The sequence below is a fragment of the Saccharomonospora piscinae genome (genome assembly GCF_005862235.1).
In the GTDB taxonomy this organism is placed as follows: Bacteria; Actinomycetota; Actinomycetes; order Mycobacteriales; family Pseudonocardiaceae; genus Saccharomonospora; species Saccharomonospora piscinae.
In genome coordinates, this window is the sequence record NZ_VCEK01000002.1 from 204,733 (window position 1) to 229,610 (window position 24,878).

Below are 24,878 nucleotides of genomic sequence, written 5' to 3' on the forward strand. Positions count from 1 at the left end.
CTTCTCCTCACCGCGCCTCTTCCGTCACCGCGCCACGGAAGCGCTTGAGCCGCAGGCTGTTGCTCACCACGAACACGGAGCTGAACGCCATCGCCGCTCCCGCGATCATCGGGTTGAGCAGCCCGGCTGCCGCCAGCGGCAGCGCCGCCACGTTGTAGGCGAAGGCCCAGAACAGGTTGCCCTTGATGGTGGCGAGCGTGCGCCGGGACAACCGGATGGCGTCGGCGGCGACCCGCAGGTCACCCCGCACCAGGGTCAGATCGCCCGCCTCGATCGCCACGTCGGTGCCCGTGCCCATCGCCAGCCCGAGGTCGGCCTGTGCCAGCGCGGCGGCGTCGTTGACGCCGTCCCCGACCATCGCGACGACGGCGCCGTCGTTCTGCAGCCGCTGCACGACGTCGACCTTGTCCTGCGGCAGCACCTCGGCGATGACCCGCTCGATACCGACCTCGGCCGCGACCGATTTTGCGACGGCCTCGTTGTCGCCGGTCAGCAGCACGGGCGTCAGGCCGAGTTCCCGCAGCCGGGTGACCGCCTCGGGCGAGGTCGGCTTCACGGTGTCGGCCACCACGAGCACGCCCCTGGCCCTGCCGTCCCAGCCGACCGCGACCGCGGTCCCGCCGTGCCGTTCGGCCTCGGCCTTGGCCTCGGCCAGCTCGGGCGGCAGGTGCTGACCCCAGTCCGCCAGCAACGCCGTGCGGCCGACCAGCACGGCCCGCCCCGCCACGACACCCTGCACCCCGAGTCCCTCGACGTTGTCGAAGCTCTCCGGGGTGTCGAGGTCCCCGACCCGCTCGGCGGCGCCGGCGGCGATCGCCTGCGCGATGGGGTGCTCCGAGGCGTTCTCCACCGCACCGGCCAGGCGCAGCACCTCGTCGGCGTCCTCGCCCTCGGCGACGTGGATACCCGACAGAGCCATCCGGCCGGTGGTCACGGTGCCCGTCTTGTCGAGCACGACCGTGTCGACCCGGCGTGTGGACTCCAGGACCTCGGGCCCCTTGATGAGGATGCCGAGCTGCGCTCCGCGTCCCGTGCCGACCAGCAGTGCGGTCGGCGTGGCCAGCCCCAGCGCGCACGGGCACGCAATGATCAGCACCGCGACGGCGGCGGTGAACGCGGCCGAGGTCGCCGCGCCCGTGCCGAGCCAGAACACGAGCGTGCCCAGCGCGAGCGCGATGACGATCGGCACGAAGACACCGGAGACGCGGTCGGCGAGCCGCTGCACGGCCGCCTTACCCGACTGGGCGTCCTCGACGAGCTTCGCCATCTGCGCGAGCTGGGTGTCCGCCCCCACCCGCGTCGCCCGCACCAGCAGGCGCCCGCCGGAGTTGACCGTGGCGCCCACCACGGTGTCGCCGGGCCGCACCTCGACCGGCACGGATTCGCCGGTGAGCATGCTGGCGTCGACCGCCGAGCTGCCCTCCTCCACCACGCCGTCCGTGGCGACCTTCTCGCCGGGCCGGACGACGAAGCGGTCACCGACCGCCAGCTCGGCCAGGGCGATGCGCCGTTCCCGGCCGTCCCGCAGCACGGCGACGTCCTTCACCCCGAGCTCAAGCAGCGCGCGCAGGGCGGCACCCGCACGCCGCTTCGACCGCGCCTCGAAGTAGCGGCCCGCGAGGATGAACGTCGTCACCCCCGCCGCGACCTCCAGGTAGATGTTGGCGTCGCCGCTCACCCGCTCGATGGTCAGCTCGAACGGGTGGGTCATTCCCGGCATCCCCGCGCTGCCGAACAGCAGCGCGTAGAGCGACCACGCGAAGGCCGCCAGCGTGCCCATCGACACCAGCGTGTCCATCGTGGCCGCCCCGTGCCGCAGATTGGTCCACGCCGCGCGGTGGAACGGCCACGCCGCCCAGGTCACGACCGGCGCGGCCAGGGTGAGCGAAATCCACTGCCAGTAGTCGAACTGGAGTGCCGGAACCATCGCCAGCAGGATCACCGGCACGGACAGCACGGCCGCGCCGACCAGCCGTTGCCGCAGCGACCGCGTGGCCTCGTCGTCGGGCTCGGATTCGGGTTCCGCCTCGTCGTCCTCGCGGGGCAGCTCCGCCGAGTAGCCCGCGTCCTCCACGGTGGTGACCAGCCGCGCGGGGTCCAGCTCACCGGGGAAGCTGACCCGGGCCTTCTCCGTCGCGTAGTTGACGGTGGCCGTGACGCCGTCGAGCTTGTTGAGCTTGCGCTCGACGCGGTTGGCGCAGGAGGCGCAGGTCATCCCGCCGATCGAGAGCTCGATGTCGCGCTGGGCGAGAGTTGCCTCGGATGTCATCGCGTCCCCTGGTCAGGCGGTCAGGGTGTAGCCGGCCTCGGTGACGGCGCCACGGACCTCGTCGTCGGTGAGCGCCCGCTCACTGGTGACGGTGACCGCGCCCGTGGGGAGGTCGACGGCCACACTCGTGACTCCGGCCAGCTCGCCGACCTCCTCGGTCACCGAACGCACGCAGTGCTCGCAGGTCATGCCGGTCACGGTGTAGGTCTGCTCGGCCATCTCGCTCGTCCTCTCGTCGGGTGTTTCTCGGCAGGGATGGTGCTCGTGATCAGGAGCGCACCAGGCGGGCGATGGCGTCGCTGGCTTCCCGAACCTTCTCGTCGGCCGCGGCGCCGCCCTCGGCGATCGCCTCGGCGACGCAGTGCCGCAGGTGTTCGTCCATCAGCCCGAGGGACACCGCCTGCAGGGCCTTCGTGGCCGCCGAGATCTGCGTGAGCACGTCGATGCAGTACTCGTCGTTCTCGACCATCCGCTGAAGCCCTCGGATCTGTCCCTCGACCCGGCGCAACCGCTTGAGGTACGCCTCCTTGTCACCCGTGTATCCCCGCATGTCCGCTCCTCTTCTCGTCGGTGCCTCCCACGCTACCCCGTACCCGTATCCCCGAAGCAGCGTCGGTGACGCCCGACCCGGCTTTTATACCCTAGGGGGGTAGAGCATTGTCAAGCTGGTGCGCACGATCGAGTAACCCGAGTTGAGCAGCCCTCCGCACCGGAACCGTGACTCACGGACCCATACCCCCTACGTGTATCTCTCCCGGAGGGCGCGGACTGCGACGGACAGCGCAGGGCCGTTACCCCACCTACCTGCTGTGCGACGTCGATCAGTCACGCTAAGTTGGTAGCGCGCGACAGCACCCGACGTCTGCAAGGAGCTCGCCCCATGCCCGGTGTGGAAGAGATTCGCGCGGGGATCGCCCTCGCGAACGAGAAGGCTTCCGCGAGCATCGCCGCCCTCCAGCAGGCCGCCCAGTCACTCGAGGAAGCGCAGCAGTCGCTCGCCCAGGCCACGACCGGGAGCACGCAGGAGGAGGTCAACCAGGCCCACGGCCTGCTCGCCGAGGCCCTCCAGGCGGTGACCGGCACCCAGAGCACCATCATGGCGTGCATCTCCTCCGCCGAGAGCTACTCGGCCCGGCTGTGACGGCGCGACCGCGACGATGTCACTGGAGCAGTTGCGACACCTGCTGAGCGGCGTGCTCGACGCCGTCGCGGACACGGGCGCGCACAACGCCGAGGCACGGCGGCTGCTCGACGATTACCGCAGGGTGGTCGTCGACGCGCAGGCGCAGGCGCAGCCGTGGCTACCTGCCGAACTGGGCAGGGCCGTAGAGCAGCTCGACGCCAACCAGGCGCGCCTCGACACCGTGCGCGACCTGCTCACCAGCTACCAGTCGAGGTTGTGACAGCGTGCCGATGGGACGCAAGGCCGCGCAGCAGCGCACCCGCGTGACGAACGCGCTGGACGCGCTGCGCCAGCAGATCGGGCTCACCCTCGGCGCCGCACGCAACGCCCACCAGGCCGCCGAGGACGAGCTGCTGCGGCTGCGGCTGGAACAGCTCGTGGTGTCGGTGGGGCTGGAGCGCGCCGCCGACGATTCCCGCGTGGCCGAGTACCGCGCCGATCCCGGTATGCAGGCCGTGCTGGCGTGGCTGGACAGCGTGCGCAGCCGCTTCTACGCCGACTGGGCCGACGGCCCGCAGCGGTTGCGGCAACTCGTGGCGTCGGCAGCGCCCGGTCCGGCGGGGCGTCCCGCCGGGGAGTGGCTGGGCCGGCTCGGCGCGCTCGACGCCGGCGATCCTCCGGAGCTGTGGCGGATCGGCTCGGCCACGGTGGACGGCACCAGCGTCGGCAAACCGGCGGGCACCACACTGACCTTCGACGTGGCGGTGCCGCTGCTGGAGGAGTCGCACCTGTCGATCACGTCGGTGCCCCGGAGCAGGCCGACGGTGGACGCGCTGGTGGAGGCCCTGCTCATGCGGGTGCTCAGCACGTTCGCCCCCGGCGCGGTGAAGGTGCACCTGTGGGACGTCGGCCAGCTCACGGCGGTACTGCCCAACTTCTACGCCCTGAGCCGCACCAGCGCCGTGACCGTCCACGACCCGACGCGCCTGGTGGACCTGCTCGACGAACTCGCCGGGCACATCCGCCGCATCCACTCGCACACGCTGCAGTCCGGTCACCCCTCGCTGCGCGCCATGCGGGCGGCCACCGGCAAGCGCGGCGAGCCGTGGCGCGTGGCCGTGCTGTACGGCAACGGCGAGGACCTGGCCCCCGAACACCTGCGCGACCTGCGCCGGGTCGCCAGCGGCGCGCTCGCGGCGGGGATCTCGCTGATCCTCGTCGACGTCCCCACCGTGCTCGGCGGCTCGGTGGAGACCATCAGCCTGCTCGACGACCGCCGCGCGGTCACGTCGATGACCGGGTCGGAGGTCGTGGTGGACCTCGACCCGCCACTGCCCGCGGGCCAGGTCGCCGGAGCGGCGGCCCGCCTGGCCGAGGCCATCGTGACCCGGCAGGGCGGACCCCGCTCGTTCCACGACCTGCTGCCGACGGAGTTCGGGCGAGAACACTCGGCGCGGGAGCTGCGCGCCCCGATCGGCTTCCACGAGGGCGAGCCGGTGGAGATCGTGATCGGCGACGCCACGCCGCACGCCCTCATCGGCGGGCCGAGTGGTTCGGGCAAGACGAACCTGCTCTACGCGCTGCTCGGCAGCCTCGCGGCCCGTTACACCCCCGACGAGCTCGCGCTGTACCTGCTGGACTTCAAGGAAGGGGTGTCGTTCGCGGGGCTCGCGCCCGGCAAGAAGGACGAGAGCTGGCTGCCGCACGCCCGGCTCGTGGGCGTCAACGTCAACACCGACCGCGAGTTCGGACTGGCGCTGCTGCGGTTCCTCTCCGACGAGATGCGGCGCCGCTCGGCCGTGGCCAAGGAGTTCGAGGTCACCAACATCGCGGAGCTGCGCGAGCAGGACCCGCACGGGCACTGGCCCCGCATCGTCGCCGTGATCGACGAGTTCCAGTACCTGTTCGCCGAGCGCGACTCGGTGACGGCCATGGCGACCGCGCTGCTGGAGGATCTGGCCCGCCGGGGCCGTTCGCAGGGCATCCATCTCGTCCTCGCCAGCCAGGACATCGCGGGCATCGAGGCGTTCTGGGGCAAACCGGCCGTGTTCGAGCAGTGCACGTTGCGCGTGGCGATGCCGAAGGCGAGGCGGGTGCTGGCCGAGGCCAACCAGGCCGCCGTCGCGGCGCCCCGCTGGCACGCCGTCGTGAACCACGAGTCCGGGGTAGCGCACGGCAACCAGCTCGCGCACATCCCGGACGCCAGCGGCAGAGACACGTTCCCCTCGTTGCAGCGCGAGCTGTGGCAGCGCTACGCCAACCACGGTCACCCCCGGCTGTTCGACGGCGCCGTCGCGCCCCGACTCGACCGCTCCACCGCGTTCGCCTCCCTCGGCCCCGAGCCCGACCGGCCGCGGGCGCTGGTCGGCCAGGCGATCGAGGTCGCCGACAACGCGCACAGCGTGGAGCTGTCGGCCGCCCCGGGCCGCAACCTCGCGGTGCTGGGGACCAACCGGCCGGAGGCGCTGTCCGTACTCGACGCGGCGGCGCGCTCGCTGGCCCTGCAGTGTGAGGCCGGTGCCGTGGAGTTCGTCCTCGGCTGCGCCGTGGAGTCGTGCCTGCCCGAGGTCCGCGCGCTGTCGGAGCGGCTGGCCACGGCAGGGCACAAGGTGACGACCGCGACCGGCGACGAGATCCCCGCGCTGGTGGCCGACTTGGCCGACCGCCTGCCTGGCTCGACCACGGCGACGTTCGTGCTGCTCTACGGGGTGGACGCGGCCCTGCCCGCGCTCGAGAAGAAGGAACCCGCCCGCGCCAGCGGGCTCGACCACCTGCGGGCCGTGCTCAAACAGGGCCCGGTACGCGGTCTCCACGTGCTGGGCTGGTGGCGCGGTGTCGCGCGGCTCAAGGACACGCTGGGCTTCGGCGGCACCGAGGACATCGGCGCCTGGGTGGCGTTGGACGTGCAGGGCAACGAACTCGCCCCGTTCTGCGCGGGCCAGGTGGTCCACTGGTCGCCCCGGCCGGGGCGCGCGCTGTTCTTCGACCGGAGCACGCACGCGAGCCCCGAGGTCACCATCCCGTTCCACCCACCGGAGGCCGCCGATGCCTGACGAGCCCACCGCGGCCGTGCGGTACAAGGAGATCATGGGACTGGCCCGCAGGGCCGCCGACGAGCTCCGCGAGTGGGAACGCAGGCGGGCCGCCGAGCTGGAGTCCCGCATCGCCGAAGCACAGGCGCGGCTCGACGCGCTGGCCGAGCAGGAGACGGCCGCACAGGAACGGGCGCATCGCTGGTGGCGGATGGCGTGCGACAACGTCGACCGCCTGCCGTGGCTGGAACCGGGGCAGCAGCCCGCCGTCGTCACCTCCGCACGGGGAGAGTGGGCCGACCGCTACGCCGAGGACATCCGGATCACCTACCGGGAACTGACCAACGCCATCAACGACCTGGGCTGGCGGGCACGCCGCTGAGAGCCTCTAACACATTGGCGTTCGATCAGGGAGCGGCGGCCAGGCGGTCCCCTACCGGGGTCGCGAGCGTCCCCGGCGGGGGCCCAGGCTCGCAAGGCGGAGGGGCGTCCGCGTACTGGAAGTACGTGGGCGATCCTCCAACGCAGCGAGGCGCCGCCTGGCCGCAGCGAGCCGAACAGACCAATGTGTTAGGGGCTCTGAGGGCGCGCCCGCCGGGGTGTCGCTACCGGGGCAAAAACCGCACGATCTGCGGATCGTGGTCGCTGGCCTGGTCGGCGAACTCGGCGTTGACGTGGACGACGTCGTAGTCCACGCGATGCGGCGCCGCCGACACGAGAATGTGGTCGAGCACCTGCGAGTTGCCCTCGAACACGTAGCTGTAGCGCTCGTCCGGAGGCAGTGTGTCCACCAGGGACCCCAGCGCGCCGCCCTCGGTCAGCGTCGCCAGCGTCGGCGAGAACGGGAAGTCGTTGAGATCGCCCGCCACGACGACGTTCGCGCGCCGGTCCACCGCCAGCAGCTCGCCAACGAAGTCCCGCACCACCTCGGCCTGACGCACGCGCTGCGGCTCGGTCGTGCGCTCGGGCGGCTGGAAGCGGCCGTGCGTGGGCTGGTCACCGCCCTTCGAGGCGAAGTGGTTGGCCACCACGAACACCGTCCTGCCCCGGAACACGAACTCGCCTGCCAGGGGCTTGCGGCTCTCGTGCCACGCCGGGTCGGCGGGCTCGATGCGGCCGGGCGAGACCGACAGCCGCGCGCCGCCCGGCGCGCGCCGCGCCCGCACCGGCGTCGTGGCGTCGCCGCCCTCGCGGTCGACGAACGACACGCGCTCCGGGTCGAACAGGAACCCGACCCGGATGTTGCCGCCGGGCTGCCCGCCGTCGGCGCCCTCCACCGGATCGATCTGCCGCCACTCGTAACGCGGGCCGTCGGCCTCCACGATCGCGTCGGTGAAGCGCCGCAGCGTCTCGTCGGCCGACACGACACCGTCACCGATGCCCTCGGGCCCGTTGTCGTCCTGGATCTCCTCCAGCGTGAGGATGTCCGGGGACCGCAGGTTCGTTACCACGCCCTCGGCCAGCTCGGCGAACTTCTCCCCGCCGTCCACGGCGGACAGGTTCTCGACGTTGTAGGTCGCCACGGACAGCTCACCGGGGCGCTGGGGCCGCGTGACCTCGCGTTCCAGGCCGCCTCGCTTGACCTCGCCGAGCGTGTTCGCCATGAGCGTGTACCCGCCGTAGGAGTCGTAGGCCACCGGCCCCGACGTGACACCCGCGAGCGTGTCGCCCGTGTCGGCCTCGGGGAACGGGCGCTCGGAGAACGGGATCAATGACTCGATCTTGAGAACGCCCGTGTTCGGCCGGTCGTAGCCCGAGTAGACCGTGCCGCCACGCTCGCTGGGATTCTGTTCGGGCTTCGTCGTCACGTACAGCTCGTTGTAGTCGGTGCTGCGACTGACGAGCCTGGAGTCGACCACGGAGACCAGCTCACCCTCGTGCGCCTCCCAGAAGTCGAGCGCGTAGGTGTCCGGGCGCAGCGTGAGCCCCTCGATGCTGCCGCCGGGCCGCGCGCTGAGCCGCTCGGGCACCGTGTCCGGGCCGACGGGAAGTGCCTCTGGAACGTCCGCGCCCCGTGCGGTGACCGTCCACTCGGCGTCGACGAGTTCCGTCGTGGACTGCGCGGCGGTCGTGGCGGGATCACCCGGGTAGTACTCGGCGACGGTCCCGGTCGCCGCGAACACGTCGCCCGGTGCGACGCTCGGAGTCCGGTCGCCGGTGAACACGAACAACCCCTCGCTGGTGCGCGGGTCCCCGTCGCCGTGCGCGTCCTGGATCCAGAACCCCCGGCTCGCCCCGAACGTGCGCGTGGCGGTGACCACGCCGGGAACCGTCACGCGGTCGCCCTCCAGCGGCGACAGCCGCGTGGTGCCCTGGACGTCGTGGATGCGGGTCGCGGTCGGCGCCGGAGCCCCTTCGGCGACCGCCCCCGGAGTCACGACCACACCGAGTGCCGCCACCAGTGCCGCGCCACCGGCCATCGTCGCTCTGCGTTGGGAAGACATCACCGGGGCATACTGGCCCACCCAGGCGAACGAAGAGAAGCCACCGATCGTCTGACGACGGTCGAGCAGCGGATATTACATCGCTCTGCAGCGTTTGTTACGCCTAGGTGTAACAAACGCTGCGCCACGGTGTAGTATTTGCCGCATGGAGCAAGGGGTGGCATTGAGCGCACTGGGCGAGTACACCTCGCAGCAATGGGGCTTGGTCACCGCCGCTCAGGCCGTGCGAGCGGGCGTGGACCGGGTTACTCTCGCTCGATTGGCGGACGCCGGTCATCTCCAACCGGTCCGCCGCGGCGTATACGCACTGGACGCCGCGCCAGAGCCCCGTCTTCGCGAGCAACAAGCCGTATGGCTGTCTCTCAACCCAACCGTCCCCTCCTGGGAACGCCCGAAGCTGGACCCGGGAGGCGGGGTCGTCTCACATACCTCAGCGACGATCGCGCACGGCGTCGGCGATCTGGTCGCGGACGCCGTCGAGTTGACCACACCTCGGCGTCGCACCTCCCGTGATCCGGCTGTGAGACTGCGCGTCGGGCAGTTGACGGAAGACGAAGTCGTACTCCTTGACGGGCTTCCCGTGACGAGCCTTGAACGCACGATCCTCGACCTGCTCGACCGCCGCACGGACGCCAGTCACGTCGCACAGGTCGTGCGCGACAGCATCGACGAACACCGTCTTGACCTACCGGCGCTGACATCGCGCATGGGCCCTCACGCCCGTGCGTACGGCCTGAAGACCAGGGACGGCAATCGACTACTCGACCACCTTCTCGCCGACACGCACGCGGGATCGCGCCCGGTTTGGAGTGCCTGAATGCCCTATTCCAGCCCCAAGGCCCTGCAGAATGCGCTGAACGCCCGCTCGCGCGTCGCCGCGCGCGAGCGCGGAACTCCGCCGGAACAGTTGATGAACAGGTTCTACCTCAGCCGTCTCATGGCTCGGGTATTCGTCCACGACCCGACGGGCTGGATACTCAAGGGCGGCCAGGCACTACTGGCTCGCTGGCCCGACGCTCGGTACTCACGAGACGTCGATCTCTACCGAGAACACACCAGCGCACTCGGAGAAGCCGTGGGCGCCCTCCGCGACGCCGCCGTCATCGATCTCGGTGACTTCTTTCGTTACGAGTTCCGCGATGTAGAGCAGCAGTGGGAGGAGGGCGTCACCTGCCGGGTCCGATTCGAAACCTACTTCGGCAGCAAGAACTGCGGCGTGGTCGCCGTCGACGTGGTGGCCAATCTTCGACCGCAGGGCTGCCCGTACAGGGGACCGCTCGACCAGCCTTTCGACATCGATCTCGGTGAAGGCATGGTTCCAGAAGTCCGAATGTGGCCGCTAGAAGATCATGTCGCCGACAAGATCGCGGCGATGTACGAACGTCATTCCGGTAGGCCATCCAGTCGCTACAAAGACCTCGTCGATCTCGTACTGATGGCCTCGCGCGCCGAACTGGACGGCACCGGCACACATGCGGCTCTGCACACGGAGGTCGAGCGGCGCAGTGCTGCAGGCGTTGAAATCACGCTGCCGCAGCAGTTCGAGATTCCCGAACGTACAAGCTGGTCCCGCGGTTACCGGACAGTTGCACGCATTACCCCGGCACTGACCACAGCTTTCCACACCCTCGACGGATGCGAGCCGTTGATGCACGAATTCGTGACACCGTTACTCGGGATGCGACCGCCAGGCTGGTGGGTACCTGCGCGCGGACGCTGGACGTAGCTGTGCTTGCCGGTGTGGAGCCCGAACAGCGACAGGAAGCACGGTCGCGTTCACCTGCTGTGGGCCCTCTTCGCTGACCGGGCGCGCTCGATCGCCGCGTTGTCGAGCACTCGCACGAAAGCGAGCGCGACCACGAGCAACAGCGCCCCGGCGACCCAGAACGGGGCGGTCAGGCCGAACTCGGGGGCCAGCAGGCCCCCGATGGGCGCCCCGCACGTCAGGCCGATCAGGCCGATCGTCTTGTGTGCCCCGTTGACCCGCCCGCGCAAGTCGTCGGGAATCAGCTCCTGGCGCAACGACGTGACCGAGACGCTCCACACGACGGCATGGAAGATGTACAGCGCCAGCATGGCTCCGACCAGCACCACGTTGGTCGTCGTGGCGATCACGAGATACGCGAGACCGCCGAGTGCGACCGCGGCCAGCGTGGTCGTGCCGCGCCCCAGGCGTCGCCGCGCCCGCTCGGCCACAGCCGTGCCGAGCAGTCCGCCGAGGGCCGAGGCCGCCAGCAGGAAGCCGTAGCCGACTTCGCGCAGCCCCAGCCGGTCCTGCGCGAACAGCACCAGCACGGAGAACGGAATCATGTAGGCGATGCTGACCAGGCCGAACATCACGGTCAGCCACTTCAGCAGCGGATGGCGGCGCAACAACCGCACGCCAGAAGCCATGTCCCGCCAGACTGTCGTCCTCGACGTCCTGCGCTCGGTGTGCTCGCGAAAGCGTCCTCGCAGCAGAAGGACACAGATCGCGGCCCCGGCGAACGTGGCCGCGTCGAACAGGATCGGCAGTGCCGCCGCCACCCCAAACAGGAATCCCCCCAATGGCGGTCCGACGAACTCGTCGGCGACCAGCTGGGCGGAGACGATCCGGGCGTTGGCCCGGTCGAGCTGCTCGTCGGCGACCACCGAGGGCAGCAGCGCGAACGCCGAGTTGTCGGCGGCCGTCTCCAGGACACCCAGCCCCACGAACACCGCGTACAGGAACCAGAGACTCGCGAAGCCGAACAGCACGCCGCACCCGAGCAGGGCGGTGAGCACGGCTCTGGCGGCGTTCACCGAGACCATGAGCATCCTGCGATCGGCCCGGTCGACGAGGACGCCGGTCACCATCGAGGTGAAGATCCTCGGCAGCGTGTAGGCGACCGAAACACCGGCCACCAGCAGCGGGTTCTCGGTCAGCATCGAGGCGAGCAGGGGAGCCGCGACGAACATGACCCCGTCGCCGAGGTTCGAGGTCGCGTTGCCGAGCCAGAGCTTGGTGTAGTCCCGACCGAGTTCCCGGCCTCCGGCGCTCACCGGTGCGGGGCACTTCCTGTGCAGTGAAGGCCACCCTCGCTGCGTCTGGTGCAGTGAAAGTGGCCTTCGCTGCGCCACACGCAGTGAAGGTGGCCTTCACGGCACCACGCGCGGGTCACAGCGGCTCGGTCACCAGCGCTTCGCAGGTGCGGACCACCGTGGAGGCGGCGAGGCGCTCCGCCGAGCTGAACACGGGGTTCTCGGCGTACCCGCGCCACCGCCGCAGCGTGCCCGCGGCGGCCTGCCGCAGGGCGGGCTCCGGGGCGTCGACGGCGAGTCTGGCCTGCGGTGCCTCACCGTAGCCGCCGACGAGCCGCGCGGCCTCCTCGCCCAGTTCCTCGGGCAGGCTCACCCTGCCGGTCCGCAGGGTGGAGAACAACCGCAACTCCGCCAGCTCGTGTGCTCCGGTCAGCGTGCGTTCCAGCTCGGTCACCAGTGGTGCCGCCGAGGGCCGTGGTTCCCTGCGCAGCACCACGTCCAGCCCCAGCAGCGCCGAACGTGCCTTCAGCACCGGCGCGCGGCGGGCGACGTAGGTCGACACCGCCTCCCCCAGCGCGTCGAGCCCGCTGCGCCTGCCCAGTTCGGCGGACAGCGCCCGCGGGGTGTCGCGGCCACCGCGGATCAGCGTGGTCGCGAGCCGGATGCCGTACAGCCCGAACCGGCCGAGCAGCTCCGCGCGGTCGGGGTCGGCGCCGAACCGGTCGGCCGACAGCAGCAGCGGGTCCAGTTCGGACTTCGGCGCGGCGGCGAGCGCGGCCAGCAGCTCGAACTCACCGGGGCGCATCGTCCGCGCCGCCAGGGCTGCCAGACCCGCGACGGCCACCACGTCCTGACACAGTTCCGCCAGCGGAGCCTCGGCGGCCCATCTCCGGGCGACCCGCCTCGCCGAGATCAGCGCGTCCACGCGACCGCCACCCAGCTCGTCGGCGCGGGCCAGCACGGCGAGGACGTTCACGGGCGCGAGCCGGATCGCGGGATGGTCGTGTGCCGCCCGGAGCAGGGCCAGGTCGGCCTCATGCGGATGGGGTGCCAGGTAGAGCACCGCGTCCGCCTCCATGCGCAGTGCGTCGGCGACGCGGGGACCGGCCTCCTGGGCCGAGGCCGAGGCGTCGAGCACCAGCAGCTCAGGCCACCCCGCGTCGGCGGGCAGGTGCTGCCACGACATCGGCGCGGCCTGCCGCCTGCCGTCGGCCGCCTCGCCCAGCAGCGCGGCGACGAGCGTGGAGCTGCCCGCGCCCTGCGGCCCCGCCACGGCCACCCTCGGTGGCTCCCCGAACCGCGCGGCGTGGCGGCGCAGCCAGTGGGTGGCGGCCGGGCTGTCCGCGTAGACCTCCTGGGCGCGGGTGAGCAGCGACCAGGCGCGCTCCGCCAGGTTCATGCGGTGAGTCCTCGCACGACGGTGCGGGGTGCCAGCGCCTCCGCCCTCCGCCGCAGCAGGTCCAGCTCGTCGATGCGCCGGGCCACCTCGCGCATCGCCGTGCCGCGTTCGGCCGTCTCGGCGTCGATGACCTGCTTCACCCGTTGCGCACCGTCGCTGATCTCGGTGCGCAACTCGTGCGCCACCGCCGTGCAGCGGTCCCGCAGCTCCCGGTGGATGAGGCGCACGGTGTCCTTGCTCTCCTTGCCGTAGGCGAGGAAGAAGTCGTCCACATAGCGGTGTGCTGCCGTCCTCGCCGTGGCCTGGCGGCGTTTGAGGCGGGTGCCGCGTTCCTCGAACACGCTCTTCGCCCCGAACGCCACACCGGCGCCGAGGGAGATCGGGTTGATCAGATCCATGCCGGCCAGCGTCGTGGCGAGCCCGAACATCAGCAGGCCGCTGTAGGACCCGCGCATCCCGACGAACAGCTTCTGGCCGAGGGTGAACTTCTCCACGTTCGGCATCCGCAGCTCGTCGAGCTCGTCCCTGGTGAGACCGTGCAGGACCGAATCCGGCTCGAACAGCTCGGAACGCGGCGGCTCGATGACGGCGGCGAGCTTGCGGGTGATCCACTCGAACCGGTCGAGCAGCCAGCCCGAGTTCGCCTCGGCCGCGCTGCGCAGGTTGTCCCGCAACCACTCCTCGAACTCCGGCCAGTCCTTCACCGGATCGGCGGTCTCGAAGTACTCGTCGGCCTCACGCAGGATGCGGCGCGTGCGATCGCGCAGGTCGTAGTCGAGATCGGCGGTGAGGTCGGCGACCTCGTCGGACAGGATGGTCTGCCAGCGCGCGGACTCCCGCTGCAGGCGATCGAGCTTGCGGCTGGCGGCGCGGTAGCGGGCGGTCAGCTCACCGTCCCCACCCTGCTGCAACTCGGCCAGCCGCTCCCGCAGCGGCGGCACCACCCGTTCCACGGCGAGCCGGGTCAAAGCTCCGGCGCTGCGCCTGCGCAGCACGTCCACATTGCCCATCAGCTCGTGGTGCAGGTACGAGATCAGCGCGGGGTAGCCGGACTCGTCGTTCAGCGCGGTGTCGTTGGTCTTCGCCGCCAGCATGCGCAGCGTCGACGAGACGGGGAACAGCGCCACCGGCAGCCCGTGGTGCTCCAGCCGCGCGCGGTTGCGCTCGGCCACCCGCTGCCAGCCGGGGACGAGGTCGGTCTTGGTCAGAACCACCGCCGCGGTGGGGCAGACGGTCAGCACACGCTCCATGACGGCCAGCTCGTCCGGCGAGAGGTCGCGAGTCACGTCGCTGGCCAGCAACACCGCGTCCGCCTGCGGCAGCGTGGCCAGCGCGGCACGGGCGTGCTCACCGCCGTCGCCGCCACAGGGCGGGGTGTCGATCAGCCGCAGCCCGGTTTCGAGCAGTTTGCGGGGCAGGCCCACCTCGACCCGCGCCACCCCGCTCCTGCGGTTCGCGTCGGCGGTCGCGTGCTCGACCGGGACCGGGATCTGGTCACCGCTGGTGAGTGCGGGAACCGCGGGGGCGGGGCCTTCGAGGACCAGGCTGTCCGCGGGCTCTGATCCGATCATCGGTGCCGGGTCGCCGGGCACCAGCATCGCGGAAGGGGATGCCGAGTACTTCACGACGGCGGGCACGGTGGTGGTGAGGTCGTCCCCCACCGCGCAGACGGCGGAGCCCAGCAGGCCGTTGAGCAGTTGACTCTTGCCCTGCCCCGCCGCGCCGAGTACCACGACCCGGACGGCGGGCTGCGCCAGTTCCGCACGGCGGGCACGCAACCGCCCGGCGAGGTCGGCTCGGTCGTGCGCGGCGCACGACCGGATGGCCTCGTCGAGCACGTCGAGCCACGGAGTTGCCTTCATACGATCGGACAGTGTGCCTCGTTCACGCAACGCAGTACAGGCCGGGCTCGTGATATCACCGAGCCCGGCCTGTTATGCGCCTGATATGACTGAGAGTCAGCTACCGAGGCCCAGATCGCCGACGACGGGCGCGTCAGACAGCACGTCTTCACCCTTTTCAGTGACGGTGCCCAGCGGGCTGTCACTGACCGTGTCGGTGACGTTCGAGACGCCCGGAACCTGCTCCGTCGCCTCCGTGATGTCGCTCTTGGCCTCGCCCGCCGACTCCGGCAGCGGGTTGACCACCGGCAGCTCCGGCATCTCCGGCGTCTCGTTCGGCACCGCGAAGCCGAGGTCGCCGGGCACCGAGGTCAGGCTGGAGTGCACTTCGGACGCCAGGTCGTACACCGAGCCGCCCACGTTCGGCAGGTTCGAGTCGATGTCGGCCACCTGCAGCGGCTCGTTGATGTCCGGCACCACGTCGCGCGGCTCGGACAGTACGGCGTCGTCCACACCGGGCGCGGACGCCGCGTCCACCGGAACGGCGGGCACGTCGACGGGCACGTCGACGGGCAGGTCGGCGGCGGGCACACCGGCGGGAACGTCCACCGGCAGCTCGTCCGTGGCCGAGCGCGCCACCCCGTGCAGAGCGGCACCGCCGGAGGCCACGTAGGTGACGACCGTGCTGGCGGCGGCCTCGCTGCCCCGGGTGATCGTGTCCGTGTCGAGGGTGTCGGCGAGGTCCCCGGTGGTGTCGAGCTCGGGCACGCTCAGCGTCGGCTCACCCGTCAGGTCGACCCCGTAGGAGCCGAACGGGGTCTCCAGCGACCCGTTCACGTCGAGGCGCTCGGCGGAGACGTCCGCGACGCCCTCGGCGGTGACCGCGTCGGTCCGCAGTCCGGCACCGCCCTCCGCGCCCTGCGTGTCGGCCTGGCCGAACACGGCGGCGTCGAGGTGGTCGGTGTCCACCCCGCCGTTGCCGGTGACGCCGTCGAGGCCCGCGTCCACCATGCCGCTGCCGCTGCCCGCGAGGGTGTCGGCGTTGACCATGCCGCCGGAGCTCTCGAGGCCGACTCCGCCCATGCCGGCCGCCCGGCCCGCGACGGTGTCGGTGACGGCGCCGAGGCTCAGGCCCTCCTCGCTGAGCCGTCCCGTCGCCTCACCCGACGCCACGTCGGTGGCCCAGCGCGCGGCACCGGTCACTCCGTCGAGGCCGGCCGCGCCGCCCGCGAGCACACCACCGGCGTCGGAGGTCAGGTCCGCGGTGCCTGCCAGCTCGTCACGCTCGCCCACCGCGGCGTCCGCCACGCTACGCAGCTGCTCGATGGCACCGTCCAGGCCGCTCACGGCACCCGCCGGCTCCGTGATCGCGTCCGTGCCCGGCAGCTCGGTGTAGTCCATGACCAGCGGGACGACGTCCTGCACGTCCTCGGCCGTGATGTCGTCCAGACCGGCCATCCCCAGCGCCTTGGCGGGGTCGTGCGCGAAGGCGTCGCGCGCCGCCGCGTCGTTCAGCAGGTTCGTGACGAAGTCGTGCAGCGTCTGCTCCTGCGGGACGGCGGTCACGGGGTTCACCGGGTTTTCCACGGTGGCCGCGTGCTCGGTCTCGGTCTCCCCCTGTGCGTGGATCAAGGGATTCTCCTTCGGGTCGGACATACGTCTGTTGCCGCCGCGCGACGGCCCGGCCGACGTTATGGCCCACCCGGCCGGCCGGGCATCGGGGAAGGCACCGGGTCCTCACCGCCGCCCGCACCCCGCCCCGTTAGGGGCATTAGGGGATCGGCGGAGTGGGCGCACCGGGGATGCCGATCGGCGGCCCGGCTTTGGTACGAAAGGAGCACCGTTTCCGGGCCGTCGTCGTCGAGCCGGTCCCCCCCACAGTCACAGCCACACAGCCCACCAGCCGTGAAGGAACCGCAGCGTATGCGCTATGTCCTGGGGATACACCTCGGCGCGACCCGCGTGAGCGCGGCGGTCTGCCGCCACCGGGGCGGGCGGTGGTGGCCCGCGGAGGTGAGCCCCGTCGGGGCGAGCACCGCGTGGGCGGAGTCCATCCTCCACGTCTCCGAGCAGGGGGACCTGCTGGTCGGCCAGGCCGCGCTCCAGCGGGCCGCCGCGGAACCCGATCGGGTGGCCCGCGCGCCGCTGCACCGGACCGGTGACCCGGTGCCGTTCGTGCTCGGCGAACTGTCCTACCCCGCCGAGACGCTCGCGGCCGGGATGATCGGGTGGGTGGCCGACCGCGTCGCCGAGGCCGAGGCCGCGCACGCCGAGCGCATCGTCGTCACGCACCCGCCGGGCTGGTCGGCGTACCGCAGGGGGCTGCTGCACGAGGCACTCGACGCCGCCGAGCTGCCCGGGGTGCTCGCGCTTCCCAGCCCGGTCGCGGCGGCCGAGTGTCACCTCGCGCGCGAGGACGTGCCGGAGATCCCACCGGGACAGCTGCTGGCCGTGTGCGCTGTCGGGGGCGTCCACGTGGAGACCGCCCTGCTGCGCCGGACGCCGGTCGGAGTCGAACTGCTGGCTCACAGCGAGTCCGGCGAGCACGGGGCGGGGTGCAGGCTCGACGACCTGGTGGTCCGGCACGTCCTCGACCGCACGGGGATCGACCCCGGTGATCCGTTCGCGATGAGCAGGCTGCGCATGGCCTGCATCGCCGCCAAGGAGCGGCTGGCCACGACCACGGACGCGCAGGTCACCGACAGCGTCTCGCTGACGCGGCAGGAGTTCGAGGGACTGGCGCGACCCGTGCTCACCGGCGCGTTGGAGAAGCTGCGGCGGCTGGCCTCCCGCGTACCGCCCGACCAGCTCGGGGCCGCGCTGCTGGTCGGGGGCACCGCGCGTGTCCCGCTGGCGGCGAGTCTCGCCCGCACTATGCTGTCGTGCCCGGTCGTGGTCGACGACGATCCGGGGACGGCGACCAGCCGGGGTGCCGCGCTCGCGGCCCGGCCCCGGCCCCGCCCCGGGCCGGGCGCCGACGCGCGGGCCGAGGCGGGGCAGGCGATCGAGGCACCGGCGACCGACCGCGCCGGCGGCTCGGCCACGGACACGGGCTCGGGCAGCGCACGCGGTGTGGACGGGGTGGACAGGGTGGGCAGTGTGGACACCGCGCTCGTGCCGGATGTCGGCGCCGGCGCCGCGCTGGCCACGTCGAACACGGCCGGGGACGTGGAACCACCGCCGGGACGGCCGCCGGTGGAGATCACTCCGCTGGAGCCGCCCCGTCGCCGGTTCTCCCTGCCGCGCCGCGGCGGCACGACCGACGACCGGAACGAGGAACGCTGATGCCGAGCACGGGAGCCGACGCCACGGCGCCGCCGGTCGACGAGCCGTTGCTCGACGAGCCGACCCGCGCACTGTGTACGTCGGTGGCACAGGGGTCGCTGGCTCCCGCCCGGCTCGCTGTGGTGGCGCCCGGCGGCCACGGCAAGACCGCCGTGCTCGGGCATCTCGCGCGCCGGTGCGAGGCCCACGGCGTCACCGTGGCGTGGTTCGGCGCGCCCGGCGGAGTTGACCCAGTCGACCCACGGACGGCGGAGCTCGTGCTCGTCGACGACGCGCACGAACTGTCCGACACCGCACTGGACACGCTGCGGCAGCTCGCCGAGCGCGACGGCGCGGGCCTGGTGATCGCCGCACGACCGTGGCCTCGACCGGCCGCGCTGGGCGCCGTGCTGGCACGGCTTCGCGGCCAGGTGGCACTGCGTCCGCTCGACGCGAGCCGGGTCGCCGCGCTGCTGGGGCGCGACCGGGCAGGCCTCGTGGAGACGGTGTGCACCCAGACCCTCGGTGTGCCGGGATTCGTCACCCGTCTCGCGGCGGCCCTGCGAGGGCAGAAGGCCGATGCGGAGGCCGCGCGAGGCGAGCTCGGCGCCGCCGTGCTGGACGAGTTCCGTCCCGATCTCGACCGCCTCCCGCCCGAGACGCTGTCGCTGCTGCTCGCGGCCACCTCGGGGGCGGGAATCGACGTCGACCTCCTGGCGGGGCTGCTGGACACCGACCACGACGGAGTCACCCGCGCGCTCGATGCGGCACGGGCCTGCGGGCTGCTCACCCACGACGGCACGCCGCTGCCCCTGGTGGCCGCCGCGGTCACGGCGCTGGTACCGGAGGAGCGGCGGCTCGCCGTGTCGCAGCGGCTCGTCCGCCTGCAACTCGATCGCGAAGGGCCCGTGCTTGAGCTGGTCCGGCCGCTGCTCGGCAGCGGACTGAGCGGCGCAGAGCCCGCCGAGGCCTTCGAAGCCGCCGCCGACGAGGCCGCCGCCGACGATCCCGTTCTGGCCGCCCGGCTGTACGCGGCGGCGGCGGAAGCCGGGCGCCCTGTCAGCGTCCTGGGCTGCCGCTGGGCCGACGCCGCCGCACGTGCGGGCGACGTCGACACCACGCTTCGGCTGGCCGACCAGGTGATCGCGGAACCGGACGCGGCGGGTCGCGCCGACGCCGCCCGCACCGCCGCCACCGCGTGCGTCCACAAGGGACAGCTGGATCGCGCGCGCGAGCTGTACGCCTGGTCGGACACCCGGCTCGCCCGGGTCCAGGCCGCACTCGTGGCCGTCCAGCAGGGCAACGCCGGGGAGGCGGAACGCCTGCTGGCCGCGCCCGCACCGGGCGAACCACCCACTCTGCTCGCCGGTGCCCTGTCGGCGCTCGCGCGCGGGGCGATCGAGTCGGTCACCGAGGGGCCCACCCTCGCACTGTCCACTCTGGTCGATGCGGCCGAGACGCTGGAACCGGTGGGGCGTACGACCTTCCTGCCCGACACCCCGGCCGCGCTCGGCGCGCTGGTCGGGATGCACTGCGGCGAGTTCGCGGTGGCGAGCACGCTGCTGGAACGTGCCGTGGCCGCCGAGTCGGGGGGCAGACCCGCGCGGACCCGCCACCTGCTGCTGACCGGGTGGATCGCCCTGTTGCGCGGTGACCTCGACTCCGCGGCGCGCACCCTCCGCACGGCCGGAACCGTGGAGTCACCGAGAGACTGGCTGTTCGCGGTCGGCCTGCGGGCGGGAGTGGCCCGCCGGTCCAGCGACCTCACCACACTCCGCGCGCTCTGGGCCGACGTGCGCGAGAGCGTCATCCGGGTCCGCGTGGACGTCTTCACGATCCTGCCGTTCGGCGAACTCGCCGTGGCCGCTGCCCGGCTGGGGGAACGCGACCGGCTAGTCCACCACCTCGCCCGAGCCCGCCGCCTGCTGGCCGCGCTGGGAGACCCACCGCTCTGGTCGGCGGCACTGCACTGGAGCGGCCTGCACGCCGCGATCACCGCCGACCGGACCGCCGAGGCCGCCGACCACGCGGGCGCGCTCGCCCACATCGCTGGGCACAGTCACCACCACAAGGCACTCGCCGAAGCCGCCGCGTGCTGGCTCGACACCCTGAGCGGCACCGTGGAGGCCGCCAGGGTGGAGTCGGCGGCCAGGGCCCTGCACGCCACCGGCCTGTGCTGGGACGCGGCGCGGCTGGCCGGGCAGGCGGCGATCCGGACCACCGACCGGAAGGCCATGGTGAGCCTGCTGGAGTGCGCACGCTCGCTGGGTGGCGCGGCGCAGGGCGGGGCACCGGCCACGACCCCACCCGACGTGCCCGCCCTCAGCGAGCGCGAACGTCAGGTGGCCGAACTGGTCGTGTCCGGCATGACCTACCGCCAGGTGGGCGACCGGCTGTTCATCTCGGCGAAGACGGTCGAGCACCACATGGCCCGGATGCGGCAACGCCTCGGGGCCACCAGCCGGGCCGACCTGCTGGCTCAGCTGCGCGGGCTGGTCACGACGCGCTGAGGCGGCCGTCGACCACCGTGTCACCCGCGGCCCGCCATTCCAGGTACCCACCCTGGAAGTCGTTCCGCCTGCCACCCCGCACCGAGTACTCGCTGGTCACCGGATAGCCGAGGTACGAACGCTCCCAGCCGAGTTCCCGCCAGCGGCCCCGGATGGCGCCGTAGACGGCGTGCGCCCCGGTGCGCGGCGTCCAGTACACCGAACCGCCCTTCGAGAAGTGGTTGTACCGGCCCACTCCGTCGGGCGTACGGCTCTCGTCGGTGGCCGGATAGCCGAGAGGCCCGCGTTCCCAGCCCATCGAGGCCCAGCGCTTGCGCACCTCGCCCCAGACGGCGTGGGCGCCGGTGTCCGGCGTCCAGTAGACCGAGGCCGTCCGCGAGTAAGAGGTGCCCTGGAAGTGGTTGTACCGGCCCTGCCCGTCCGGTGTCACCCGCTGGTCGGTGGTGGGCGGCCCGAACCGTTCGTGCCCACCCAGCTCCACGTACTTCTCCGCGAGCGGACCGTGGACCTCCCGCGTCCCCGTTCCGGCCGACCAGTACAGGCGGCCGTTGTCGTGTTCGCGGTAGTAGACCTCGCCGTCGATGCGCACCGGTCCCGCCGGCTCACCCAGTGTCTCCCTCAGCTCGGGGTCCTGCTCGTACCGTTGCTCCACAGGGGTCGCGTAGACCGCGGTCAGGGTGAAGTCTTCGTCCGGCATGGACAGTGACCGGGTCCGCTGCGAGACCCCGTCGTCCCAGCCGGAGAACCGCGACTCGCCGTCGGTGGCCGTGTCCGCGGCGGCGATCCCCACGGTCGCGCCCGCCGTGACCATCGCGCTGCCCGCGCCGGACGGCGAGGTGTCGCCGTCGCCCTCGCTCGCGATCTCCACGGCGGCGGGTACCGTGCTCGACAACGTCAGCCGGTGCTCCCTCGGCAGTGCCTCGTAGGTGTGGGTGGTGCTGACGCCCTGGCTGTCGGTCGCCGTGGCCGTCAGCTCCATGTGGGAGTCGGGGTGGTCGGTGAACGGGATGGAGAACACCATGCCCTCACCCGACTCGGTCGGGTGCGCGTGGCAGGTGGCGTCCTCGGGACAGTGCATCACCGTGGCCTGCCAGTGAACGTCGAGCAGGCCGTCCTCGCGGTCGGTGGCCATCGCGCTCGCCGACACCGTTTCGCCGACGGCGTACGTGTGCCCTTCCCGTGCCTCCACCCGCAGTTCGGGCGTGTGGTTGCCGGGGACGACGGTGACCTGCTCGGAGCCCTGCGCCCCCGCCGGGTCGGTGACCGTCAGCGTGGCGGTGTAGGAGTCCGTTCTCCGGTCACCGTAGGTGTGCTCGATCCGCTCGCCCGTGCCGGAACTCCCGTCGCCAAAATCCCAGTGGTAGGTGAGGCGGTCGCCGTCGAAGTCGAAGGATTCGCCCGCGTCGAACGCCACCGTCCGGGTGTCGGGATCGGTCTCCATCGAGATCCGCGCGACGGGCGTCTGGTTGCCGTCCGCGTACGTCAGCCGCTTGAGCGTGCCGGACGCGATGTCGGCGAACACGATGTCGCCGTTGGCCGCGGTGTCGAACTTGACCGGCCTGCCGACGTGGGTGCCCAGCGGCGGGCTCTGCGGAGCCTGGGTCAGCCTGCCCTGGTGGTCGTAGCGCAGCGACCAGAGCTTCTGGTGGGTGTAGTCGCCGAAGAAGTACGCGCCCCGGTACTGCTCGGGATAGCTCGTGCCGGTGTAGACCACGCCGCCCGTCAGGCTGTTGGCGCTGTCGGTCTGCTTGCCGTGCCGCAACTGCACCAGCGGCGCGGTGTTGGGCGCGTCCTCGCACTCCGGCATCTCCCGGTATCCCGGCGTGCGGTCGGTGCCCTCCCAGCAGGGCCAGCCGTAGTCGCGGCCCGGCTGCACGAGGTTGATCTCCTCCCAGCGGTTCCAGCCGACCTCGCCGAGGATCGGCAGGCCGGTTCGCGGGTCGAGCGAGAGCCGGAAGGGGCTGCGGAACCCGCTCGCGAAGATCTTGCTGCGCACGGAGTCCGGAGCGGCGGAATCGTAGAACGGGTTGCCGGGCACGCCGCGCCCCTCGGCCGTGAGGTGCAGCACCTTGCCCTGGAGGGCGTGCGGCTTCTGGGCTCGCAACGCGAGCGGATCGACCTCGGTGTAGCTCGCGACGTCGCCGACCGACACCCAGAGCGTGCCGTCGTCGGCGGCGACGATGCCGGTGATGCCGTGGACGTTGGCGTCGCCGGGCAGCCGCAGCAGCTCCGTCTCGCCCGCGAGCCCCGTCGGTTCTGGCGAGCCGGTCACCTCCCAGCGCGCGAGTGTCAGGTCGTAGTCGCCACCGCCCGTAGGAACCGAGCGGGCGAGGTAGATGTGGCGCGAGGTCTCGAAGTCCGGCGCGACGGCGAGCCCCACGAGTCCCATGTCCTGCTGCGCCTCGACCGCCAGGCTGCGGAGGGTACGGCGCTCGCCCCCGGTGGACACCCAGGCCACCGTTCCCGCCTTGCCGGTGCTCAGCACACTGCCGTCGGGCAGGTAGGCGAAGTCGGTCAGCGTGCCCGGTGACTGGCCGCTCGGCAGCTCGCGCAGCGCGAAGCCCTTGGGCAGCGTTGGCGCGGGCGAGGCCGATGCGGCGCCGACACCGCCGCCGACCGGGCCCGCGACGGTGAGAAGGCCGGCCGCGAGCACCGTAGCGGTGACGGTGGCGATGCCGGCGGCCAGACGTGCGAACAGACGGTTCCCCTGGGACCACATACCGTCACTTTCGGCGTCGGCGGCGGCGACGTTTCAGGTGACACGCCGATCGTGTTACTTCCGGCCCTGTTCGAGTGAAGGCGGCCACTCGACCGAGTGGAAGTCCGTGACAGACCGACGCCGGAACGGCAAAACGCCGGGCGACCCTGTGGGCCACCCGGCGTTGCCGTTGCGGTAGCGGTGGGATTTGAACCCACGGACGGTTGCCCGTCACACGATTTCGAGTCGTGCTCCTTCGGCCGCTCGGACACGCTACCGACGGATACGATACTGCATTGGCGAACCGGCTCGACGGCGGGTCACCCTGTGGCACGGTCAACCGCGCTGACCGGCGAAGAAGTCGTCGAGCAGCGCCGCGCACTCGGCGGCGAGCACACCGCCGACGACCTCCGGCCGATGGTTCAACCTCCGGTCGCGCACGACGTCCCACAGCGAACCGACCGCACCGGTACGCGGCTCCCACGCACCGAACACCACCCGCGACACCCGCGCCAGCACGAGCGCACCCGCGCACATCGTGCAGGGCTCGACCGTCACCGCGAGGGTGCATCCCGCCAGCCGCCAGCCGTCGCCGTGGACCCGCGCGGCCTGCCGCAGCGCGAGAACCTCGGCGTGCGCGGTGGGGTCGCCCAGCGCCTCCCTGGCGTTGTGGGCCCCGGCCAGCCGCGTGCCGTCCGGAGCCAGCACCACTGCGCCAATGGGGACGTCGGCGGTGCCGATCGCCCGCCGCGCGTAGCCGAGGGCGGCGCGAACGGCACCCTCGTCACCGACCCTGGCCTTCACAACTCGTCGAGTACCGCCGCGTACTCGTCGGCGAAGCCGCACCGCTGGGCGATCATCTGCAACTGCTCGTCGGGGTAGAGCTCGATCTCGTTGACGATGACCTCCAGCTCGGGCTCCGGCATACCGACGTCGGCCAGGATCTCCAGGTCGCCGACCGGCCAGACGACGTCGTCGTCGTCATCCGGAGCCTCGGCCCTGAGCAGATCGAGCACGTCGGCGGCGATGTCGTAGTCCAGGGCCGCCGCCGCGTCGGAGAGGAACAGCGCCGCGCCGCCCGGCGACGGCCGGATGATGACGAAGAACTCGTCGTCCACCGCCAGCAGCCCGAAGACGGCCCCCGTGGAGCGCAGCTTGCGCAGCTCGGTGATGGCGGTGTCCAGTTCCGTCAACGTCGTGTCGTCGAGGCGCCCGCAACGCCACCGGCCGTCCTCACGCACGACGGCCACCGCGAACCCCGTGACCGTCTCCTGCACCGCCATGCGTCCACCGTATAC

The 24,878-nt window shown here is 72.0% G+C and carries 19 protein-coding genes and 1 tRNA gene; 8 read left to right on the forward strand and 12 right to left on the reverse strand.

Going from position 1 to position 24,878, the window contains the following annotated elements:
* Positions 1–7 precede the first annotated feature (7 nt).
* The 3 genes from FFT09_RS06490 to FFT09_RS06500 are packed head-to-tail and all read right to left on the reverse strand — an operon-like array spanning position 8 to position 2,819.
* A complete protein-coding gene (locus FFT09_RS06490; RefSeq protein ID WP_138382140.1) occupies positions 8–2,269 on the reverse strand; it encodes a heavy metal translocating P-type ATPase in 2,262 nt (753 codons plus the stop codon).
* Between the two features lie 12 nt (positions 2,270–2,281).
* Positions 2,282–2,488: a heavy-metal-associated domain-containing protein gene (locus tag FFT09_RS06495; protein WP_024875511.1), complete on the reverse strand. Its 207-nt coding sequence runs from the start codon at positions 2,486–2,488 to the stop codon at positions 2,282–2,284.
* 49 nt (positions 2,489–2,537) lie between these two features.
* Positions 2,538–2,819: a metal-sensitive transcriptional regulator gene (locus tag FFT09_RS06500; protein WP_024875512.1), complete on the reverse strand. Its 282-nt coding sequence runs from the start codon at positions 2,817–2,819 to the stop codon at positions 2,538–2,540.
* 330 nt (positions 2,820–3,149) lie between these two features.
* On the opposite strand from FFT09_RS06500, the gene FFT09_RS06505 reads away from it, so the two are divergent.
* From FFT09_RS06505 to FFT09_RS06520, 4 genes are read left to right on the forward strand one after another with little or no spacing between them, the layout of a single operon-like run.
* Entirely contained in the window at positions 3,150–3,410 is a 261-nt protein-coding gene (locus FFT09_RS06505) for a hypothetical protein (RefSeq protein WP_024875513.1), read from the forward strand.
* Positions 3,411–3,426: 16 nt separating this feature from the next.
* A complete protein-coding gene (locus FFT09_RS06510) occupies positions 3,427–3,672 on the forward strand; it encodes a hypothetical protein (protein ID WP_081191954.1) in 246 nt (81 codons plus the stop codon).
* A 10-nt stretch (positions 3,673–3,682) separates the two neighbouring features.
* On the forward strand, positions 3,683–6,445 hold the full coding sequence (locus FFT09_RS06515; protein ID WP_138382588.1) for an FtsK/SpoIIIE domain-containing protein: 2,763 nt from the start codon (positions 3,683–3,685) through the stop codon (positions 6,443–6,445).
* Positions 6,438–6,806: a hypothetical protein gene (locus FFT09_RS06520; RefSeq protein WP_024875516.1), complete on the forward strand. Its 369-nt coding sequence runs from the start codon at positions 6,438–6,440 to the stop codon at positions 6,804–6,806. The genes FFT09_RS06515 and FFT09_RS06520 overlap by 8 nt, the downstream gene beginning before the upstream one ends.
* Positions 6,807–7,029: 223 nt before the next feature.
* Here FFT09_RS06520 and FFT09_RS06525 read toward each other — a convergent pair whose 3' ends face one another.
* Complete coding sequence (locus FFT09_RS06525) at positions 7,030–8,868, reverse strand: endonuclease/exonuclease/phosphatase family protein (protein ID WP_208544395.1); 1,839 nt, start codon at positions 8,866–8,868, stop codon at positions 7,030–7,032.
* Positions 8,869–9,013: 145 nt separating this feature from the next.
* On the opposite strand from FFT09_RS06525, the gene FFT09_RS06530 reads away from it, so the two are divergent.
* Together FFT09_RS06530 and FFT09_RS06535 are read left to right on the forward strand one after the other, a co-directional pair.
* Positions 9,014–9,685, forward strand: a complete 672-nt coding sequence (locus FFT09_RS06530; protein WP_081191958.1) for a type IV toxin-antitoxin system AbiEi family antitoxin domain-containing protein — start codon at positions 9,014–9,016, stop codon at positions 9,683–9,685.
* Positions 9,686–10,594 (forward strand): nucleotidyl transferase AbiEii/AbiGii toxin family protein, encoded by a 909-nt coding sequence (locus FFT09_RS06535; protein WP_138382142.1) that lies wholly within the window; start codon positions 9,686–9,688, stop codon positions 10,592–10,594. It abuts the gene before it with no gap.
* Between the two features lie 50 nt (positions 10,595–10,644).
* Here FFT09_RS06535 and FFT09_RS06540 read toward each other — a convergent pair whose 3' ends face one another.
* The 4 genes from FFT09_RS06540 to FFT09_RS06555 all read right to left on the reverse strand — a co-directional run bounded on the left by FFT09_RS06540 (position 10,645) and on the right by FFT09_RS06555 (position 16,740).
* A complete protein-coding gene (locus FFT09_RS06540; protein ID WP_167305342.1) occupies positions 10,645–11,889 on the reverse strand; it encodes an MFS transporter in 1,245 nt (414 codons plus the stop codon).
* A gap of 115 nt (positions 11,890–12,004) precedes the next feature.
* A complete protein-coding gene (locus FFT09_RS06545) occupies positions 12,005–13,267 on the reverse strand; it encodes a hypothetical protein (protein WP_138382144.1) in 1,263 nt (420 codons plus the stop codon).
* Entirely contained in the window at positions 13,264–15,129 is a 1,866-nt protein-coding gene (locus FFT09_RS06550) for a dynamin family protein (RefSeq protein ID WP_138382145.1), read from the reverse strand. The genes FFT09_RS06545 and FFT09_RS06550 overlap by 4 nt, the downstream gene beginning before the upstream one ends.
* A 96-nt stretch (positions 15,130–15,225) precedes the next feature.
* Entirely contained in the window at positions 15,226–16,740 is a 1,515-nt protein-coding gene (locus FFT09_RS06555; protein ID WP_208544374.1) for an IniB N-terminal domain-containing protein, read from the reverse strand.
* A gap of 291 nt (positions 16,741–17,031) precedes the next feature.
* Here FFT09_RS06555 and FFT09_RS06560 point away from each other — a divergent pair, with 291 nt between their 5' ends.
* Positions 17,032–18,393: an Hsp70 family protein gene (locus tag FFT09_RS06560; RefSeq protein WP_138382146.1), complete on the forward strand. Its 1,362-nt coding sequence runs from the start codon at positions 17,032–17,034 to the stop codon at positions 18,391–18,393.
* A complete protein-coding gene (locus tag FFT09_RS06565) occupies positions 18,393–20,882 on the forward strand; it encodes a helix-turn-helix domain-containing protein (protein ID WP_138382147.1) in 2,490 nt (829 codons plus the stop codon). Before FFT09_RS06560 ends, FFT09_RS06565 begins: the two co-directional genes overlap by 1 nt.
* Here the strand turns inward: FFT09_RS06565 and FFT09_RS06570 are convergent.
* The 4 genes from FFT09_RS06570 to FFT09_RS06585 all read right to left on the reverse strand — a co-directional run bounded on the left by FFT09_RS06570 (position 20,869) and on the right by FFT09_RS06585 (position 24,863).
* Positions 20,869–23,601 carry a PQQ-dependent sugar dehydrogenase gene (locus FFT09_RS06570; RefSeq protein WP_138382148.1) on the reverse strand — a complete coding sequence of 911 codons (2,733 nt, stop codon included), beginning with the start codon at positions 23,599–23,601 and terminating at the stop codon, positions 20,869–20,871. The two genes, FFT09_RS06565 and FFT09_RS06570, sit on opposite strands and share 14 nt — an antisense overlap.
* 172 nt (positions 23,602–23,773) lie before the next feature.
* A tRNA-Ser gene (locus FFT09_RS06575) sits at positions 23,774–23,858 on the reverse strand.
* A gap of 58 nt (positions 23,859–23,916) precedes the next feature.
* Positions 23,917–24,384: a nucleoside deaminase gene (locus tag FFT09_RS06580; protein ID WP_138382149.1), complete on the reverse strand. Its 468-nt coding sequence runs from the start codon at positions 24,382–24,384 to the stop codon at positions 23,917–23,919.
* A complete protein-coding gene (locus FFT09_RS06585; protein ID WP_024875526.1) occupies positions 24,381–24,863 on the reverse strand; it encodes a tRNA adenosine deaminase-associated protein in 483 nt (160 codons plus the stop codon). The genes FFT09_RS06580 and FFT09_RS06585 overlap by 4 nt, the downstream gene beginning before the upstream one ends.
* Between the last annotated feature and the right edge of the window lie 15 nt (positions 24,864–24,878).